14 protein-coding genes are annotated in these 18,821 nt (G+C 72.6%); 8 read left to right on the top strand and 6 right to left on the bottom strand.

Features of this window, described 5'->3' with window-relative positions; genetic code table 11:
• Positions 1 to 153: 153 nt before the first annotated feature.
• From GD632_RS09470 to GD632_RS09460, 3 genes are all read right to left on the bottom strand, one after another.
• Positions 154 to 2,088: a DUF4209 domain-containing protein gene (locus tag GD632_RS09470; protein WP_152191415.1), complete on the bottom strand. Its 1,935-nt coding sequence runs from the start codon at positions 2,086 to 2,088 to the stop codon at positions 154 to 156.
• Between the two features lie 1,206 nt (positions 2,089 to 3,294).
• Positions 3,295 to 4,380, bottom strand: a complete 1,086-nt coding sequence (gene ychF, locus GD632_RS09465; protein WP_152191413.1) for a redox-regulated ATPase YchF — start codon at positions 4,378 to 4,380, stop codon at positions 3,295 to 3,297.
• Between the two features lie 127 nt (positions 4,381 to 4,507).
• Entirely contained in the window at positions 4,508 to 6,166 is a 1,659-nt protein-coding gene (locus GD632_RS09460; RefSeq protein ID WP_152191410.1) for a gamma-glutamyltransferase, read from the bottom strand.
• Positions 6,167 to 6,246: 80 nt separating this feature from the next.
• On the opposite strand from GD632_RS09460, the gene GD632_RS09455 reads away from it, so the two are divergent.
• The 4 genes from GD632_RS09455 to GD632_RS09440 all read left to right on the top strand — a co-directional run bounded on the left by GD632_RS09455 (position 6,247) and on the right by GD632_RS09440 (position 9,700).
• Positions 6,247 to 7,350 carry a DUF418 domain-containing protein gene (locus GD632_RS09455; protein WP_152191408.1) on the top strand — a complete coding sequence of 368 codons (1,104 nt, stop codon included), beginning with the start codon at positions 6,247 to 6,249 and terminating at the stop codon, positions 7,348 to 7,350.
• 162 nt (positions 7,351 to 7,512) lie between these two features.
• On the top strand, positions 7,513 to 7,854 hold the full coding sequence (locus GD632_RS09450) for a cupin domain-containing protein (protein ID WP_152191406.1): 342 nt from the start codon (positions 7,513 to 7,515) through the stop codon (positions 7,852 to 7,854).
• Positions 7,855 to 7,876: 22 nt separating this feature from the next.
• Positions 7,877 to 8,449 carry a PH domain-containing protein gene (locus GD632_RS09445; RefSeq protein ID WP_152191404.1) on the top strand — a complete coding sequence of 191 codons (573 nt, stop codon included), beginning with the start codon at positions 7,877 to 7,879 and terminating at the stop codon, positions 8,447 to 8,449.
• A gap of 39 nt (positions 8,450 to 8,488) precedes the next feature.
• Positions 8,489 to 9,700 (top strand): DNA recombination protein RmuC, encoded by a 1,212-nt coding sequence (locus tag GD632_RS09440; RefSeq protein WP_152191402.1) that lies wholly within the window; start codon positions 8,489 to 8,491, stop codon positions 9,698 to 9,700.
• A gap of 134 nt (positions 9,701 to 9,834) precedes the next feature.
• Here the strand turns inward: GD632_RS09440 and GD632_RS09435 are convergent, their stop codons facing one another.
• Together GD632_RS09435 and GD632_RS09430 are read right to left on the bottom strand one after the other, a co-directional pair.
• Positions 9,835 to 11,490: an AMP-binding protein gene (locus GD632_RS09435; RefSeq protein WP_152191399.1), complete on the bottom strand. Its 1,656-nt coding sequence runs from the start codon at positions 11,488 to 11,490 to the stop codon at positions 9,835 to 9,837.
• A gap of 90 nt (positions 11,491 to 11,580) precedes the next feature.
• Positions 11,581 to 12,618, bottom strand: coding sequence for a 4-hydroxy-3-methylbut-2-enyl diphosphate reductase (locus tag GD632_RS09430; protein WP_152191601.1), 1,038 nt, complete (start codon positions 12,616 to 12,618; stop codon positions 11,581 to 11,583).
• Between the two features lie 154 nt (positions 12,619 to 12,772).
• Here GD632_RS09430 and GD632_RS09425 point away from each other — a divergent pair, with 154 nt between their 5' ends.
• A complete protein-coding gene (locus tag GD632_RS09425; RefSeq protein WP_152191397.1) occupies positions 12,773 to 13,402 on the top strand; it encodes a GNAT family N-acetyltransferase in 630 nt (209 codons plus the stop codon).
• The gene (gene xseA / locus GD632_RS09420) at positions 13,399 to 14,634 is read left to right on the top strand and encodes an exodeoxyribonuclease VII large subunit (RefSeq protein WP_152191395.1); all 1,236 of its coding nucleotides are present in this window, start codon (positions 13,399 to 13,401) and stop codon (positions 14,632 to 14,634) included. Before GD632_RS09425 ends, xseA begins: the two co-directional genes overlap by 4 nt.
• A 19-nt stretch (positions 14,635 to 14,653) precedes the next feature.
• On the opposite strand, the gene adhE is transcribed toward xseA, so the two are convergent.
• The gene (adhE, locus tag GD632_RS09415; protein ID WP_405002532.1) at positions 14,654 to 17,338 is read right to left on the bottom strand and encodes a bifunctional acetaldehyde-CoA/alcohol dehydrogenase; all 2,685 of its coding nucleotides are present in this window, start codon (positions 17,336 to 17,338) and stop codon (positions 14,654 to 14,656) included.
• Positions 17,339 to 17,496: 158 nt separating this feature from the next.
• Here adhE and GD632_RS09410 point away from each other — a divergent pair, with 158 nt between their 5' ends.
• Together GD632_RS09410 and GD632_RS09405 are read left to right on the top strand one after the other, a co-directional pair.
• Positions 17,497 to 17,712: an exodeoxyribonuclease VII small subunit gene (locus tag GD632_RS09410; protein WP_152191391.1), complete on the top strand. Its 216-nt coding sequence runs from the start codon at positions 17,497 to 17,499 to the stop codon at positions 17,710 to 17,712.
• The gene (locus GD632_RS09405; protein WP_152191375.1) at positions 17,709 to 18,620 is read left to right on the top strand and encodes a carbohydrate kinase family protein; all 912 of its coding nucleotides are present in this window, start codon (positions 17,709 to 17,711) and stop codon (positions 18,618 to 18,620) included. The genes GD632_RS09410 and GD632_RS09405 overlap by 4 nt, the downstream gene beginning before the upstream one ends.
• The last annotated feature ends 201 nt before the right edge of the window (positions 18,621 to 18,821 follow it).

The following is an 18,821-nucleotide window of genomic DNA, read 5'->3' as shown; positions in this document are numbered from 1 at the left end:
TGAACCCACGGTGCGTCAACTCATAACGAGGCGCGGTCCGTGAAAGCCACTGTTGTCGTCGATTTATCGACCCGTTTCATACCTGGCTGTGTTGGCTCTCCAAGCGTGCCCTCGATCCAATAAGTGATTGGATCGATCTGAGGTGACGCCGCCCTACTTGGCTTCGTCCAGGTCCTCCATCAATGCTCCCGGGGCGACCCCTTCCATGACTTCGGCCGCCGGCTCAGTGTTTGCTTCGCCGGTTGTCGCCATGGGTTCTTCGCTCGACACCTCTGCCTGCCTCCGGGCCTGGTTCATCATCTCGATGACCGGCCACATCACCAGCCGCAGGCAGAACCACCACATATATAGCGCCGAGTAGCTCCATGCCGAGTGGTCGTCGAGAAGGCCGTGCGCGATGTCATTGCGCAGGTTCGGGCCGCCTTGAACGACCAGCATCGCCTTCATCTCCATCACCATCCCAGCACCGAAAATGTCCTCGCTCTCGGCCATCTCAAGAAGCGCGTTCAGGCTCTTCTCGCTCTCCACGCCGTGCTCATCCACGAATAGCGTGTAGACGTTGTGCCGCCTCAACATGACCCGCACGACCTGCTCCAACTGTGGGACCAGGACAGAGACCGCAGCGCCGTAATCGCCCCTCAAGCCGAGCGCCAGCCCGTCGCCCCACAACGTCTCGTGCCCCTCAGGCACCGTCGGCGACTCCAAGCACAGCGACACCATGTACTGCCGACTGAACCGGTGCTCGGTTGTCAGGACCTCCTGCGCAGGTTGGATGATGCCTTTTCCGAGCAGTTGGGCGTGGAAGAACACCGTGCGGACCATCTCGACCCAAACTGCGTTCTCGTCGGCCTGATCAGGAGTCCCCGGACTCGTCGCGACCTTTCGGAGGTCAGAGGAGAACGTCGAGGATCGGAAGAGGCGACTGATGCTGCCCTCCAGCATCTTCGACGCGTTTTCGCGTGTCCTGGCTTCGTTTATCGGCGGAGCGAGTGTCGCGAACGCCCCCAGCGCGTCAAACTTGTCCGCATGGCCCGAGACTCGCGACCGCGCGTAGGACACGGCATCAGTCAGGTCGACCGGGTCCGACTCGATGCGCATCATCTGTTCCATCGACGACTCCCGGCTCTCACGCAGCCGAGTGCGGAGGTCGTCTATGAGCTCGTCAAGACCATTGTCGAGCCGGTAGGAGCGCGGGATGGTTCGCAGGACCGCGATTGCCTTCTCCAAGAAGTGACCCTCGACCAGCGCGCCCGCCTCTGGGTCCGTCTGGATGCGGGCGTCCGCTTCTGCAATGTAGGTTCGTGCAATGCGCTCAGTCGCGGCGTTCGCCGCCGCCGCGTCCGAACCACCGAGCCACGCCAGCGCCTCACGCTCCAAGTGACGTGAGAGGCGAGGGTATTCCGAGGACGCCCGTTCCGCGAGCGCGAACAGTGCCTCGCACACCTCAGCGCGCCCGGCCGCGTCGACCCGGCCGTGCTGGCGCAACGTCTCCGCGAAGCCCACAGTCCTGAAGTGGTCCGTAACCTGCCCGGCCAAGACCTGAGCCTTAAGTGCGTCCGACATTTCCTGCACCCGGGAGTGGCCGTCTTTGCCGCGCCGCGCTGCTAGCGCGAACGCTCGAACCCACGCTTCCCTCCCCACGCTGAACCACACGTCGCCCGTCAGGGGGGCGGCCCGGTACGCATCGATGGCTCGGTCCAACATCGCGATATCTGACCGGTCCCCGTAAACCCACGCGACATCAGCTATGCGAGCACGCAGATCGTCACGCTCGACCAGCGGAGCAATACGAGCCAACAACGCCACCTGGTCCGCGCTCAAGTCTGCCGGCACCACCGTCCGCTCGCCGCCAAACTGCATCGCAGGTGTAAACGGCTCGAGCCAGTCGTCGGCATTCAACATCGCCGACGACACGCTCGCCAGCACCTTCAACACAAGTTCCTGAAACTCCGTGACCGCCGGGTCAGCCGCCGCCCGTGCAAGGTACGTGGCCAACAACTCAGGCGGCTCGTACGGGTCACCCAGCGGCGCCGCCGCCAGCGCATCCTCCCACCACGATGGGTCAATCGCTTCGCTCGTCGGATCCACCGGCTCGTCCCCTTCGCTTCTCCGGGCCGTACAATTTTCTACCCTTCGAGACTACTTCTCGCAATGAGGGGCTCGCGAACGTCTCCTCGAACTCAGGATCGCTCGAGGTCAATCCGCAGCCATAATCCCGTGACATAGGTGTCTACTGGTATCGCCGAGGCGAGGGCCTTCAGAACGGTCCAATCAGGCCAATGCTGCGGACTCGATATGGACTAGCCGGCCCGATAACCCGCTGACCTGCGAAGAGCAGCGACTAACGTCGAAGCGGAGCCTCGGAGCGCCAGTCGAGTCCCTTACTCCTCGGCGGTGCGCATGCTGGTGCGCGCGGGCACCGAGCGCCGGATGCATGCCACCACGCAGGCGGCGAAGGCGACCACGACGACCTAGGCCCAGCACACATCTGCATCCAGCGTCGCGTCGGCGGTGAAGTGCATCGTCACGGGCAGCAGGCACCCATAGACGGGAGTGGCCGCCTGCCAGAGCGTCAGCACGTACATCGCCGCCGCCCAGAGCACCGACCCGGCCAGCCGTCCAACCACGCCGACATGTGCAGACGCGAGCAGGGCCGCGACGGCGACGTTGCTCGCCTACGGCAGGAGCTGACGCGAGGAGACGTCGGAGGTCGCATAGAACCCCAGTGGCAGGGCGAGCACCGCGACGAAGAGGGCCAGCGGGACGGTCACGGTCACGGTCACATTGATCAGAGCGCGATTGCGCGTCCGCCGGGCACCGTAGCGCTTCCAGTCATGAGAGCGCGGAGCAAGACCGAGGCTGAGGGCGACGGCAGGAGCACCGGGCGGTACTCGAACGGGCCGAACGTGCGCGAGGCGGTGCCGCCTTCACCGACGAAGACCTCCGTGCCGGAGACGAACACGACAAGTCCGACAGTACCGACGGCACAGATGGCAGCCGGCGTCAGCCGCAAGCGCCGGCGGCGGCAACGGCCAGTACCGGCGCGTCGATCCAGCCCAACTCATGCCGGGCGCTCGCCGCTGTACGTACACGCGCGCAGCGCGGTCGCGTTGTCGGCGTACCAAGCCAGCACCGTGCCACGGTCGACGCCGGCGAGCGGTTTGTAGTCGGGCGGTGTGGCGTACGTGCGTCCCTCGTCCGAACAGCTGACCGGGCCTACTGGTTCAAGCTCTTGCGGACTGTGTGCGGACTGGGAGCACCCCGCACCGCTCTGACCTGCGCAAACGCGCCGATTCACACGTTGAAGCGGAACTCCACGACGTCGCCGTCCTGCATGACGTAGTCCTTGCCCTCGATGCGCACCTGGCCCTTGGCCTTGGCCTCGGCCATCGACCCGGCGGCGATGAGGTCGTCGAAGGAGACGATCTCGGCCTTGATGAAGCCGCGCTGGAAGTCGGTGTGGATGACGCCGGCGGCCTCCGGGGCGGTCGCGCCCTTGGGGATCGTCCAGGCGCGGGCCTCCTTGGGCCCGGCGGTGAGGTAGGTCTGCAGGCCCAGGGTCTCGAAGCCGACCCGGGCCAGCTGGTCGAGGCCCGCCTCCTCCTGCCCGGCGTCGGCGAGCATCTCGGCCGCCTCCTCGGGCTCGAGCTCGACGAGCTCGGACTCGAACTTCGCGTCGAGGAAGATCGCCTCGGCCGGTGCGGCGAGCGCACGCAGCTCGGCCTGCATCGCGGTGTCGGCCAGCCCCTCGTCGTCGGTGTTGAAGACGTAGATGAAGGGCTTGGCGGACAGGAGCTGGAACGAGGCGACGTGCTCCATGTCGAGCCCCGCCTTGGCCGCGCCGGTGGAGATCGCCGTGCCCTCCTCGAGGAGAGCGAGCACCGCGCGCGCCGTGTCGAGGACGGCCGCGTCGGTCTTCTTGCCGCGGACCTCCTTCTCGAGGCGCGGGATCGCCTTCTCCACGGTCTGGAGGTCGGCGAGGACAAGCTCGGTGACGATGGTCTCGATGTCGTCCGCGGGGGCGACCTTGCCCTCGACGTGGACGACGTCCGGGTCGCTGAAGGCGCGGGTCACCAGGCAGATCGCGTCGGCCTCGCGGATGTTGGCGAGGAACTGGTTGCCCAGCCCCTCCCCCTCCGAGGCGCCGCGGACGATGCCGGCGATGTCGACGAAGGAGACCGTCGCGGGGAGGATCTTCTGCGAGCCGAAGACCTCCGCGAGCCTGTCCAGCCGCGGGTCGGGCAGCGGGACGACGCCGACGTTCGGCTCGATCGTCGCGAACGGGTAGTTCGCGGCGAGCACCGTCGCGCGGGTCAGGGCGTTGAAGAGGGTCGACTTGCCGACGTTGGGCAGTCCGGCGATTCCGATGGTGAGGGCCACGGGCACCGAGTCTACGTGCCAGGCGAGGCGCCGGGCCGGTGGCCTCCCCCACCCCGCGGCTGAAACGGGGCCGCGCTGTCGATATGTCCGCAGCGCGGACCCGTCTCAGCAGCGCGGATCGTCGGGGTCAGCCGCCGGCCACCTCCACCGCCGCCTCCCGGCGCGGGTCGACGGCGCCCGTCAGCTCCCCGGTCTCCGGGTCGACGGCGAGCGCGTTCACCGAGCCGAAGGCGTAGGCCGAGGGCGGCACCACCTCGGTCGCGTACCCGCGGGCGGCGAGCCCGTCGACGACCTCCGACGGCGTGCCCTCCTCGACGCGCATGGTCCGCCCCTCGAGGTGGAAGCGCGGCGCGAGGACCGCCTCCTCGAGGCTCTGCCCGTGCCACGCCCACCGCGCGTACACCCCGGTGAGGATGTTGGGGATGAGCCGGCCCCCGGGTGAGCCGATGACGAGGACCGGCCGGGCGTCGTCGTCGAGCACGAGGAGGGGCGCGGACCAGCTCACCGACCGCCTGCCCGCCTCAGGCCGGTTGGCCGGGGAGTCGATGGCGCCGAACCGCGAGAGCTGGTCATTGAGGAAGAAGCCCTCCCGGTAGGTGCCCGAGCCGAACCAGTGGGTGAGCGTGTTGGTCATCGACACCGCCGTGCCCGCGGAGTCGACGACGCTGATGTGGGTGGTGTTCTGCGCGTCGTCCGACGACGTCCGGGAGGCCGCGTCGGGCGCGACCCGTGCCGCGAGGCGCGCGTTGCGCTCCGGGTCGGTGAGCTGGGCGACGGGGACGTCGACGAAGGCCGGGTCCCCGAGCACCGTGCCGGCCGACTCGTCGGCCACCGTCCACGCCGCGGAGACGCGCTCGACGAAGGGCACCGACCCGGGATCGGCCGCCCCGACATCGAGCGCCTCGGCCACCTGCAGCATCTGCACGACCGGTGCACCGGGCAGCGGCGGCCTCGGGGCGAGCACCTCGTGCTCGCCGACGGCGCCGCGCACCGGCTCCCCGCTCACCACCTCGTACCCGGCGAGGGACGCCGCGTCGATCCCCGGCACCGTCGTGAGGGAGTCCGCGAGCGCCCCGGTGTAGAAGGACCGCGGCCCGTCCTCGGCCAGCGTCCGCATCGTGCGCGCGAGCTCCTCCTGGACCAGCAGCTCTCCCTCGGCGAGAGGCCGGCCACCGGACCGGAAGTGCGGCAGCTCGGCCGCGATCCCCGGCCCCACGTCCTCGCGCAGCCGCACGCCGAGCATCCCGGAGACCGGGTGCCCGTCGGCGGCCAGCTCGATCGCCGGGGCCAGGACGTCGGCCCAGTCCGCCTGCCCGTGGGCCTCGTGGAGGGTCGCCATCCCGGCCACGAACCCGGGGATCCCGGTGCCCGACGCCGGCACCACGCCGTCGTCGGCCACCACCTCCCGGTAGTCGTAGGCGACGGCCTCCTTGCCGTCACCCTCGGGGACGACGATGCTCGCCCCGCCGCCGCCGATCCCGGACGCGTACGGCTCGACGACGGCGACGGCGAAGGCCGCGGCCACCGCGGCGTCGACGGCGTTCCCACCGTCCTCGAGGAGCCGCATCCCGGCGGCGACGGCGGCCGGGTCGCCCGCTGCCACCCCGTACTGCGGCTCGACCGTCGGGGTAGGGCTGGGCTCGGGCGCGGGAGTGGTGGGTGGCGCCGTCGTCGGGGCGGTCGTGGTGGGGGCTGCCGGCTCGGGCTCGGTGCTCGTGCAGGCGGCGAGGGCGACGGCGGTGAGGACGGCCGCGGCCAGGCGCGCGGCCCGGGTGTGTGGTGGCACGGGTTGCCTCCTTGGTCCGGGTATCTACGGTAGGAGCAGATCCGACGGGCGCATCCCGCCGGCGAGGATCGGAGGCGGACATGGCCGACACCGCCGATCCGCTCACGCGAACCGGCGCCTCCGCCGGCAGCCGGCGGCGGGTGCTCGCGGTGGACGCGGCGCGGGCGCTCGCGATCGTCGGCATGGTGTCCGTCAACGTCGGGCCGACCGACGTCACCGGGCCCGGTGGCTACCTCTACCTGCTGCCCCACGGCCGCGCGTCGGTGCTCTTCGTCCTCCTCGCGGGCATCGGCTTCTCCCTCATGACCCGGCGGGTCCGCGAGTCCGCCGCCGCCCGCGCCCCGCTGTGGGCGGCGCTGGGCTGGCGGTGCGCCCTCCTCCTGATCGGCGGTCTCGCCCTGCAGCGCCTGGGCCACGAGGTCAACGTCATCCTCGCCGTCTACGCCCTCCTCTTCGTCCTCGCCGGCGCACTGGTCCGTGCGCACGACGGCGCACTCCTCGTCGTCACCGCGCTGAGCACGGTGCTCGGGCCGCTGCTGTGGCTCGCGCCGCAGGTGAGCGCGGGGAGACCTTTCGACGGGCGTCCGCCGCAGCTCGGTGACGGTCCCGGCGAGGTGCTCACCGCCGTCGTGCTCACCGGCCCCTACCCGCTCGTCACCTGGGTGGCGCCGTTCACGCTGGGCATGTGGCTCGGGCGGCGCGACCTCACCTCACGGGTCCTGCAGCGGCGTGCGGCGCTGGTCGCAGCCGTACTCGCGCTCGGGTGCCCGCTCGTCGCGCGCGTCGCGGCGTGGCAGCGCGGCGGCCTCGTCGGGGACACCTCGTGGGAGCTGCTCCTCACCGACGCCCCGCACGGGCAGATGCCCCTGTGGCTCGTCGGGGCGACGGCGGTGTCCGTCCTCGTCCTGCTCGGCTGCCTCGCCGTCGAGCGGCGGCACGGGTCGCGGCTGCTCCGGCCGCTCGCGGTCCTGGGCCAGCTGTCCCTCACCTTCTACGTCCTCCACCTGCTCGTCCTCGCGTGGCTGCGTCCGTTGCCCCACACCCTCGGCCAGGGCGTGCTCATCAGCGCCGTCATGGTGCTCCTCGCCGCGGTGGGCGCGGTCCTGTGGCGCCGCCACCACCGCCGCGGACCGCTCGAGCTCGTGCTGCGAGCGCCGTGGACCTGGCGGGCCCGGCCCGCCTGAGCACCGTCCCACCGACCGCTCGGTCCACCGTGCTGCCGGTCGACCGGGCGCACGGTGGGCCGAGGGGGCGCACAGCCGGCGCGCGAGCGGGGCGGTGTCCCGTGCGGGCGCCCGTGCGCTGTGCCACGGTGAGAGCACCCGTCCGCTCCCCGAGGAGGACCGATGCCCGACCTCATGCCGCTCGTCAGCTCCCACATGCAGGCCGCCCGCGCCGACGAGCACGGCCGGAGCGCGGAGCTCGTCCTGCGCGACGGCGTGCTGCGCCAGTCGATCCTCGCGCTGCGCGAGGGCGCCGAGCTCGCCGAGCACAACGCCCCGCACGCCGCCAGCCTCCAGGTGCTCGTCGGCCGGGTCCGGGTCACCGGCGAGGACGAGCCGGTCCTCGCCGCGGGCGAGCTGCACGCGCTCACCCACCAGCGGCACGCCGTCGTCGCCCTCGAGGACTCCGTCTTCCTCCTCACCACCGTGACCAGCCAGCCCGGGGAGCCCCCGCAGCACGGGTGACAGCGCCTGGGATGATGGGGCGGTGCAGCCCGCCATCGTCTTCCGCGCCGCAGCCAGCCGCGGCTACGCCGTCGCCACCTGGGTGGTGGCTGCCGCCGTCCTCGCCGCGTTCGCCGTCAACGGCGGCGTCGCCGAGGTGCTGCGCTACGGCGCCCTCCCGCTCCTGCTCGCCGCGCTGGGCTGGGCCGCGTTCTGGCGCCCCCTCGTGCGGGTCGAGCCCGACGGCGTGCGGGTGGCCAACGTCATCACCACCATCTGGCTGCCCTGGGCGGCCATCACCGGCACCCGCACCCGGTGGGGCTTGGAGATCACCACCCACGACGGGAAGGTCGGGGCCTGGGCCCTGCCCGCCCGCAGCGCCATCGGTCGCTGGACGAGGGCGAGACGGGACGTCCCGGTCGTGTCCTCCCTGCACCACCTCGACGGCATCGAGGCGGGCGGCGCGGACCCCGACGTCGTCGCGGGGATCGTCGAGGAGCACCGGACCGGGCACCTCGCGGGCTCGGCTGCGCGTCCCGAGCGGCACCTGGAGATCCTCCCGGCCGCGCTCCTCATGGCGACGGCGGGCCTGGCGATCGTCTCGCTCCTCCTCTGACGTCCCGCCGATGTCGGTGGTCGCTGCCACCCTGAGCGCATGGACACGACGACGGCGATCTTCCTGGCCGTAGCCACCCTCGCCACCGGTCTCGTGCTCGGTCTGCTCCTGGGCCGGGTGCGCGCCGAGGCGGCCACCTCCCGCGCCCGGCAGGAGGCCGCCGCCGCCCGCGCACGCGCCGAGGCGCTGGCCGAGGAGTGCGCAGACCTGCGCGAACGCGCCTCCCGAGACCACGACGTCCTGCGTGCCCTGGCCCCGGTGCGGGCCACCCTGGCCCAGGTCGGGGAGCACGTGGCCGAGCTCGAGCGCGAGCGCACCGAGCAGTACACGGTCCTCGCCGAGCGCCTCCATGCCGCCCAGCGCAGCGACGCCGAGCTGCGCGCCACCACCGCCAGCCTCGCCGGTGCGCTGCGCTCCGGCGCGGCGCGCGGCCAGTGGGGCGAGGTCCAGCTGCGGCGCGTGCTCGAGGCGTCGGGCATGCTCCGGCACGTCGACTTCCTCGAGCAGACCGCCGTCGCCTCGCTGCCCGGGGCTCGGGCGGGGGCCGGGGCGGCCCGGCCGGACGTCGTCGTGCGGCTGCCCGAGGAGAAGTACCTCGTCGTGGACGCCAAGGTGCCCTTCGACGCCTATCTCGAGGCCAGCGCCATCACCGCCGTGGACGATCCGGAGGTGGCCGACCGCCGTGCGCGCCTCCTCGCCGCCCACGCCCGGGCCCTGCGCGGGCACGTCGACGCCCTCGCGTCGCGCCGGTACCACGAGCAGCTGGCGGGCAGCCCCGAGCTCGTCGTCATGTTCGTCCCCTCCGAGGGCCTGCTCGCCGCCGCTCTCGAGGCGGACCCCAGCCTCCTCGAGCACGCGCTGCGCCAGGGCGTGGCGCCGACGTCTCCGTCCTCGCTCCTCGCGCTCCTCCGCACGACGGCGACGATCTGGTCCTCCGCCTCGGTCACCGAGGACGCCAAGCGTCTCCTCGAGCTGGGCCGCACGCTCTACAACCGGCTCGGCACGGTGGCCGGCCACGTCGGCCAGCTCGGCCGCACCTTGGAGAGCGCGGTGCAGCACTACAACCGGCTCGTCGGCTCGGTGGAGTCGCGCCTCCTCGTCACCGCCCGCGGCTTCGAGGGCCTCGACCCCGGCGGCCTGGAGGTGCGCGAGGTGGACGCAGACCGCGCCCAGGTCCGCCGCTTCACCGCCAGCGAGCTGACGGACCCGCTCGCCGGCGAGCTGCCCGAGCAGCTCCCCCTCGGCCGCTGAGGGCGCCGTCACGGCTCCGTGGCGCGCGGGTCCTGGCCATCGAGTGCCCCCGGGGCGGTCGTCGTGAGCACGTGACGCGGGTCATGTCCGTCGCGCGACGTGCCCGGCGGCCCCGGTTGGGAAGGCCTTCGCCGTCAGGACGGCTGGCGGGAACCGAGCAGCTGCTCGCGCACCACCCGGCGCAGCACCTTGCCCAGCTGGGAGCGCGGCAGGTCCTCCAGGACCGTGACCGCGCGCGGCATGGCGTAGGCGGAGATCCGGTCCTCGGCCCAGCGACGCACCGCGGCGAGGTCGACGCTCGCACCGGGCTCGAGGACGAGAGCGGCGACCACACGCTCGCCGCGCGGGCCGTCGGGCACGCCGACGACGGCGACGTCCCGCACGCCCGGCATCGAGCGGACCGCGTCCTCCACCTGGGAGGGGTAGACGTTGAAGCCGCCGGTGATGATGAGCTCCTTGCGGCGGTCGGCGAGCGTGACGAAGCCGTCCGCGCCGCGCCGGACGAGGTCGCCGGTGCGCAGCCACCCGCCGTCGAGCATGACCTCGGCGGTGGCCTCGGGGTTGGCCCAGTAGCCGGCGAAGACCTGCGGCCCGCGGATGAGGAGCTCGCCGACCTCGCCGGTGGGGACCTCGACCTCCGGCTCCTCCGGGTCCACGACGCGGATCTCCGTGCCGGGGAAGGGCAGCCCGAGGGCGCCCGGACGCCGTTCCGGGCTCAGCGGGTTACCGAGCGCGACCGGCGAGGTCTCGGTCATGCCGTAGCCCTCGATGATGAGGCCGCCGGTGACCCGTTCCCAGTGGGCGGCGACCTCGGGAGCGAGGGACATCGCGCCGGAGATCGCGAAGCGCACGGCACCGAGGTCGACGCCCTTCTCCTCGGCGGTCTCGGCGAGCCGGGAGAACATCGGCGGCACCCCGCCGAAGAAAGTGACCGGCCGGCGGCGCACCGCGGCGAGGACCATGTCGGGGTCGAAGCGCGGGAAGACGAGCTGGGTGGCCCCGAGCCGCACCGCGGTCGTGAGCGAGAGCGTCATCCCGAAGGCGTGGAAGAAGGGCAGGACGGCGGAGAACACCTCGCTGCCGTAGCGCAGCTCGGAGATCCACGCCGCGTTCTGGGTGACGTTGGCGACGAGGTTGCGGTGGGTGAGGACAACGGCCTTGGGCGTCCCGGTCGTCCCGCCGGTGTGGAGGAGCACGGCGGTGTCGAGCGGCCCGGGCCCTGGGGTGCCGGGAGCCAGCGGGCCGGCGCGCCGCAGCTCGCGCTCCCAGGAGCGCACGCCGTCGGGGACGGGGCCGCGCATCTCCGCTCGCTGCGCCCGGGCGGCGGGGACGGGCAGGCGCAGGAGGAAGCGGGAGCGGCGCGGCAGCGCGGCGGTGAGGTCGACGGCGAGCACGGTGCGGCCCTGCCGGTCAGCCCCGGGGCACACCTTGTCGAGGGACTTCTCCCAGGCGACGACGACGCGGGCGCCGTGCGCGTCGAGCTGGGCGCGGATCTCACCCGGGGAGGCGAGCGGGTTGTGCTCCGCGACGACCGCCCCCAGCCGCAGCACGGCGTAGAAGGCGACGACGTGCTGGGGACAGTTGGGCAGCACGAGGGCGACCCGGTCCCCGGCCCGGACCCCCGCCGCGGCGAGCACCGCGGCGGCGCGGTCGACCTGCGTGGCCAGCTCCCGGTACGTCGTCGTCGCGCCGAGGAAGTCGAGGGCCACGTTGTCCGGGACCCGCTCGACGGCGTCGGCGAGGAGGTCCGGGACGGTGATCTCGGGGACGGTGAGGTCGACTGTGGGCATGAGTCCTACTTCGTTCGCGCGGTGCTGCGGTCCAGCCCCCTGACGCCAACGTAACCTACGGTCGCGTAACCTCGCGCGGCGAGGGTCCCGTCAGAGCTGGACGGGCAGGGACCGGCGCCCACCGCGCCGCGGGCGGTCCGGCTCGCTGCCGGTCGCCTTGAGGTCCGCGCGCAGGTTCTTCGGCAGGGAGAAGATGATGTCCTCCGTCGCCGTGCGCACCTCCTCGACCTCGCCGTAGCCGAGCTGCCCGAGGTGGGTGATGACGTCGCGCACGAGGATCTCGGGCACCGAGGCACCGGAGGTGAGCCCGACGGTCGTCGCCCCCTCGAACCACGCGTCGTCGATCTCCTGGGCGCGGTCCACCCGGTAGGAGGAGCGCGCGCCCGCCTCGAGGGCCACCTCGACGAGCCGCACGGAGTTGGAGGAGTTGGCCGAGCCGACGACGATGACGACGTCGCAGTCCGCCGCCATCTTCTTCACGGCGACCTGCCGGTTCTGGGTGGCGTAGCAGATGTCGTCGCTCGGCGGGTCCTGGAGGGCCGGGAAGCGCTCGCGCAGCCGGCGGACGGTCTCCATCGTCTCGTCGACCGACAGCGTGGTCTGCGACAGCCACACGACGTTCTCGGGGTCGCGCACGACGACCTTGTCGACCTCGTCCGGCGAGTTGACGACCTGGATGTGGTCGGGGGCCTCGCCCTGGGTGCCCTCGACCTCCTCGTGGCCGTCGTGGCCGATGAGGAGGATGTCCATGTCGTCGCGGGCGAAGCGCACGGCCTCCTTGTGCACCTTCGTCACGAGGGGGCACGTGGCGTCGATCGTCGAGAGGTTGCGGGCCGCCGCCGCCGCGTGGACGGCCGGGGAGACGCCGTGGGCGGAGAAGACGACCCGGGCGCCCTCGGGCACCTCGTCGGTCTCGTCGACGAAGATCGCGCCGCGCGAGGTGAGGGTCTCGACGACGTACTTGTTGTGGACGATCTCCTTGCGCACGTACACGGGTGCGCCGTAGTGCTCGAGCGCCTTCTCGACGGCGTCGACGGCGCGGTCCACGCCCGCGCAGTAGCCGCGCGGCGCGGCGAGCAGGATGCGGCGGCCGGGAACGGCGGCGGCTCCAGGCGTGCGCGCGGGCACGGCGTCGGGGAAGGCGGACGCGCCGGCGAGGGACTGGACCTCGCGGCGGTCCGGCGCCTGGGCGCCCAGGGAAGCGTCAGAAGGCACGGTAGTCACATCGACAGGCTACGTTGCGGGGACGGGAACGTCTGCCCCCGGTGTCATGCTGTGAGCGATGCGACCCGACCTGTACATCGACGACTACCGGCCGGCCGACCGTGCCGCGCTCTACGAGGTGTGCCTGCGCACCGGGAACCTCGGCGCTGACGCCGGCCCGGACCACGAGGACGGCGAGCTCCTCGGGCACGTCTACCTCGGGCCCTACCTCGAGCTCGAGCCGGGCCTGGCCCTCGTCGTGCGGGCCACCGCCGGCTCCGGGCCGCTGGGCTACGTCGTCGCGACGGCGGACACCGCCGCCTTCGAGGCCGCCTGCGACGAGCGGTGGTGGCCGCCGTTGCGCGCGCACTACCGCGCCCACCCGCCCCGGCCGGGCGGCGCGGACGCCCGGCTCGTGCGGATGATCGACGACGGCGTGCACACCGAGGGCGCCTGGCTCGCCGAGCACCCGGCGCACCTCCACGTCGACCTCCTCGAGCCGGCCCGCGGCGCCGGTGCCGGCCGCGCGCTGCTCACCCGGCTCTTCGCTGCGCTGGAGGACCGCGGCGCGCCGGGCGTCCACCTGCAGGTCGCGCGCGCCAACGCCGGCGCGGTCGCGTTCTACGACCGGCTCGGCTTCGCGGTGGTCGAGGAGCGTCCCGACAGCCTCGTCATGGCGCGCCGACTGGCTCCGGCGGTGGCCTCGTGAGCGCCGCGCCGCTGCCCGAGCGGGCCGCGCAGACCTCCCCGGACCAGCCGTGGCCGCTGCGGCTGCTGTCGGCCAAGATCGCCGAGTACGTCGCCCGGATGTCCCCGGTGTGGGTCGAGGGCCAGATCGTCCAGCTCAACCGCCGGCCCGGGGCGGGGATGGCCTTCCTCACCCTGCGTGACGCGGACGTCGACATGTCCATGACGGTGAAGATCTTCGCCCGTGACCTGCCGGAGGTGGCCGAGGGCTCGCGCGTCGTCGTCCACGCCAAGCCGGACTTCTACCAGAAGAACGGGTCCCTCTCCCTGCACGCCAGGGAAGTGCGCGCCGTCGGGCTCGGCGAGCTGCTTGCGCGGATCGAGCACCTCAAGGGCGTGCTCGCGGCCGAGGGGCTCTTCGCCGACGAGCGCAAGGTCCCGCTGCCCTTCCTCCCCGGGACCGTGGGTCTCGTGTGCGGGCGCGAGTCCAAGGCGGAGCACGACGTCGTCGTCAACGCCCGGGCCCGGTGGCCCGGGGTGCGCTTCGAGATCCGGGAGGTCGCCGTCCAGGGGCCGGGCACGGTCGCGCAGGTGAGCCGCGCGATCGCCGAGCTCGACGCCGACCCGTCCGTCGAGGTCATCGTCGTCGCCCGCGGGGGAGGCTCGGTCGAGGACCTCCTGCCCTTCTCCAACGAGCAGCTCGTGCGGGCCGCCGCGGCCTGCCGCACCCCGCTCGTCTCGGCGATCGGCCACGAGACGGACACGCCCCTGCTCGACCTCGTCGCCGACTACCGCGCCTCGACGCCGACGGCGGCCGCCAAGCGGGTGGTGCCCGACGTCGCCGAGGAGCGCCGCGGGCTGCTCGCCGCCTGCCAGCGGCTCCGCGCCTCGGTGGCGGGACGGGTGCACAGCGAGCAGGTGCGGCTGGACGCCCTCCGCTCCCGCCCGGTCCTCGCCGACCCGACGACGATGGTCACCGTCCGCGCCGAGGAGGTCGCCCGCCTCACCGCGTCCGTGCGGCAGGCGACGACGGCGTGCCTCGAGCGCAACGCCGCGGCGGTCGAGTCCCTGCGGGGGCACCTGCGGGCGCTGTCCCCGCTCGCCACGCTCGAACGTGGGTACGCGGTGCTGCGCACGCCCGACGGCACGGTGGTGCGCGACCCCGCCGAGGTCGCGGAGGGTGACACGCTCGACGCGCGGGTCGCCGGCGGGCGCCTCGAGCTCGAGGTGCGGGCGGGCCACCCGCAGCCCTGAGCGGGCGACCCGCCCGCCGTCAGGCGAGCGCCCGCCCCTCGGCCGCGAGCCGCTCCTCCCGGACCTGTGCGAAGGCCGTGCCGTGGTAGGCGGCCGCCATGAGGTCCTTCATGTCCTCGAGCATCGGCATCCGCGGGTTGGCCGGGGCGCACTGGTCCTCATAGGACCGCATCGCCAGGTCGTCCAGGCCCTCGAGGAAGGTGCGCTCGTCGACGCCCTGCGCCGCGAAGGACGCGGGGATCCCCACCGCGGCCCGCAGCTCCTCCACCGCCCGGGCGTAGGACTCCACCCCCTCCTCGGCGGTCCGGGCGGGCAGCCCGAGCGCCTCGGCGATCTCCCGGAAGCGTTCGGGCGCCACGTAGGACTCGTACTTCGGCCAGCTCGTCAGCTTGGTGGGGACGGTCCCGTTGTAGCGGACGATGTGCGGGAGCAGCGTCGCGTTGGTCCGCCCGTGGACGAGGCCGAACGTCGAGCCGATCGTGTGGGCCATCGCGTGGACGATCCCGAGGAACGCGTTGCCGAAGGCCATCCCGGCGATCGTGCCGGCGTTGTGCATCTTCTCCCGCGCCTCCGCCTCCCGCGGGCCGCCGTTCACGGACTCGGCGAGGTTGGCGAAGATGAGACGGATGGCGTGCAGCGCCATCCCGTCGGTGAAGTCGTTGGCGTAGACGGACACGTAGGCCTCGGTCGCGTGGGTGAGGGCGTCGAAGCCGGAGTCGGCGGCGAGCGACGCCGGCATCTGCCCGGTGAGCGCCGGGTCGACGATCGCGACGGTCGGGGTGAGCGCGTAGTCGGCCAGCGGGTACTTCACGCCCGTCACGGGATCGGTGATGACGGCGAAGGGGGTGACCTCCGCGCCGGTGCCCGACGTCGTCGGGATGCACACGAGCTTGGCCTTCTCCCCGAGGGCCGGGAACTTGAAGGCCCGCTTGCGGACGTCGAAGAACTTCTCCCGGATGTCGGTGAAGACGACGTCGGGGTGCTCGTACTGCAGCCACATGACCTTGGCGGCGTCCATGGGTGAGCCACCGCCGAGCGCGATGATCGTGTCTGGCCGGAACTCCCGCATCGCGCTCGCGCCCTGCTCGACGGTGGTGATGGACGGCTCGGGCTCGACGTCGTCGATGATCTGGAGGGCCACCTTCCCGGGCCGGCGGCCCAGGACGTCGAGCACCCGGTCGACGAAGCCGAGGCGGGTCATCGTCGCGTCGGTGACGACCGTGACGCGGTGGACGTCGGGCATGTCCTCGAGGTACCTGATCGCGTTGGCCTCGAAGTACGTCTTCGCCGGCACCTTGAACCACTGGAGGTTGTTGTTCCGCCGGCCGATCCGCTTGATGTTGAGGAGGTTGGCCGCCGAGACGTTGCCCGAGACGGAGTTGGCGCCGTAGCTGCCGCACCCGAGGGTGAGGGAGGGCAGGAAGGAGTTGTAGATGTTGCCGATGCCGCCGAGGGACGCCGGGGAGTTCCAGATGACGCGGACAGCCTTGACGCGGGAGCCGAACTCCTCGACCGTGGCCCGGTCCTCGGTGTGGACGGCGGCGCTGTGGCCGAGGCCGTCGAGCTCGACCATCTGCTCGGCGAGCGCCATGCCGTGCTCACGGTCAGCTGCGCGCAGCACGGCGAGCACGGGGCACAGCTTCTCGCGGGTGAGCGGCTCGTGGGGCCCCACGCCGGTGACCTCGACGAGGATGATCGAGGTGTCGGCCGGCACCGTGAAGCCGGCCTGCTCGGCGATCCACTGCGGGCTGCGACCGACGACGGCCGCGTTGAGCCGCGCGCCCGAGCAGGCCGCGTCCCCCGCCTCCTCGCCGAAGATGAAGCGCTCGAGCATCGCCTTCTCGGCCGCGGTGACGCGGTAGGCGTGGAGCCGGGCAAACTCGCCGAGCGCGGCGTCGTAGACGGAGTCGTCGATGATGACGGCCTGCTCCGAGGCGCACACCATGCCGTTGTCGAAGGCCTTGGACAGGACGATGTCGTTGACCGCGCGGGGCAGCTTGGCACTGGCCTCGATCCACGCCGGGACGTTGCCCGCACCGACGCCGAGGGCGGGCTTCCCGCACGAGTAGGCGGCCTTGACCATCGCGTTCCCTCCGGTTGCGAGGATCATCGCGACCCCCGGGTGGTGCATGAGCTCGCGGGTGGCCTCGACCGACGGCTCGGTCACCCACTGGATGCAGTGCTCCGGGGCCCCGGCGGCCACCGCGGCGTCCCGCACCACCCGGGCGGCTGCGACGGACGACTCCTGCGCGGCGGGGTGGAAGGCGAAGATGACGGGGTTGCGGGTCTTGAGGGTGATGAGCGACTTGAAGATCGCCGTCGACGTCGGGTTGGTCACCGGGGTGATCCCGGCGACGACCCCCACGGGCTCGGCGATCTCGACGATGCCGTCGAGCTCGTCGCGGTTCACCACACCGACCGTCCGCATGCCCGACAGCGAGTTCGTCACGTGCTCGCAGGCGAAGATGTTCTTCACCGCCTTATCCTCGAAGACGCCGCGGCCGGTCTCCGTCACCGCGAGGCGCGCGAGGACCCCGTGCTGGTTGAGGGCGGCGACCGACGCCTTCTTGACGATGCGGTCGACGTCCTCCTGGGTGAGGGACTCGTAGGCGGACGCCGCCTGCGCCGCGCGGGCGACGAGCCGGTCGATCTGCGGGCGCGGCGAGGCGCCCGTGTCGGACTGTGCTGCGGGGGTCGTGTCGATGCTCACCGTGGGCTCCGTGTCTCGGACTTGTGTGCTGACCGGGTCCCCGTCGACCCATCTCCCACGCTAGGGAGGGCACGCGGCCCGTCCTAGAGGCCAAGGTCCCGACGCGCGACGCGCGCCCGGGGCGTTGCCGCGGCTCTGCCAGACTTGGACGCATGAGCACCCCTGACGTCGAGTCACTGAGCTACGAGCAGGCCCGCGAGGAGCTGCAGGACGTCGTCCGGCGCCTCGAGACGGGTGCGGCCACCCTCGAGGAGTCGATGCGCCTGTGGGAGCGCGGGGAGGCGCTCGCCGCCCGCTGCCAGCAGTGGCTCGACGGCGCCCGGGAGCGCCTGGCCAAGGCGCAGCAGGCGACGGAGGAGGAGAAGTGAGCGCCCCGCTGCTCGTCCTCGGCGAGAGCCTCATCGACATCGTCGACCGCGCCGGTGCGGAGCCCGTGGAGCACGTCGGCGGGAGCCCGGCCAACGTCGCCGTCGGCCTGGCGCGGTTGGGTCACGACGTCGAGCTCGCCACCTGGTTCGGGCGTGACGAGCGCGGGGACCGGGTGCGCGCCCACCTCGAGCGCGACGGCGTCGGCGTCGTCCCCGGGTCCGACGGCGCCGAGCGCACCTCGACGGCGCTCGCCCGCCTCGACGCGACCGGCGCGGCCGACTACGAGTTCGACATCACCTGCGACCTGCCGGACCTCGACGGGCGCTCCCCGCGCCTCGTCCACACCGGCTCCATCAGTGCCGTCCTCGAGCCCGCCGCCGCGCGCACCGCCCGCCTGCTCGACGCCGTCGCCGGCACGGCCACGATCACCTACGACCCCAACGCCCGCCCCGCGATCATGGGCTCCGCCACCGAGGCCCGGGAACGGGTCGAGGCGCTCGTCGCCCGCTCCGACGTCGTCAAGGTCTCCGACGAGGACGTCGCGTGGCTCGCGCCCGACGAGCCCGTCGCCGACGTCGCGCGCGCGTGGCTGACCCTGGGGCCCGCCGTCGTCGTCGTCACGAAGGGCGGTGAGGGCTCCGACGCCTACGCGGCCGACGGCGTGGCCGTGAGCGTCCCCGCGCCGCGGACGACCGTCGTCGACACCGTGGGTGCCGGCGACTCGTTCATGGGCGGCATCATCGACGGCCTCGTCCGGGCGGACCTCGTCGGCGCCGACCGCCGCGAGCGCCTGCACGCCGTCGACGCCGCGACGCTGCAGGCCGTGCTCGAGCGGGCCGCCGCCGTCGCCGCCGTCACGGTCTCCCGGGCCGGCGCCAACCCGCCCACCGCCGCCGAGCTCGCGTAGCCCCGCCCACACCCCACCCGCGCCGACAGCCGACGTACCCACACCCCACCCTCCCCGCCGACAGCCGACTTACCCACACCCACCCCGCCGACAGCCGACTTACCCACACCCCACCCCGCCGACAGCCGACTTACCGACGGCGACGCGGCGCCGGTAAGTCGGCTCTCGCCGATAAGTCGGCTCTCGCCGGTAAGTCGGCTC

This window comes from Georgenia satyanarayanai (assembly GCF_009193135.1).
In the GTDB taxonomy this organism is placed as follows: domain Bacteria; phylum Actinomycetota; class Actinomycetes; order Actinomycetales; family Actinomycetaceae; genus Oceanitalea; species Oceanitalea satyanarayanai.
The sequence above is the reverse complement of the archived record's forward strand: the minus strand, read 5'-3'. Positions and strand labels throughout refer to the sequence as shown.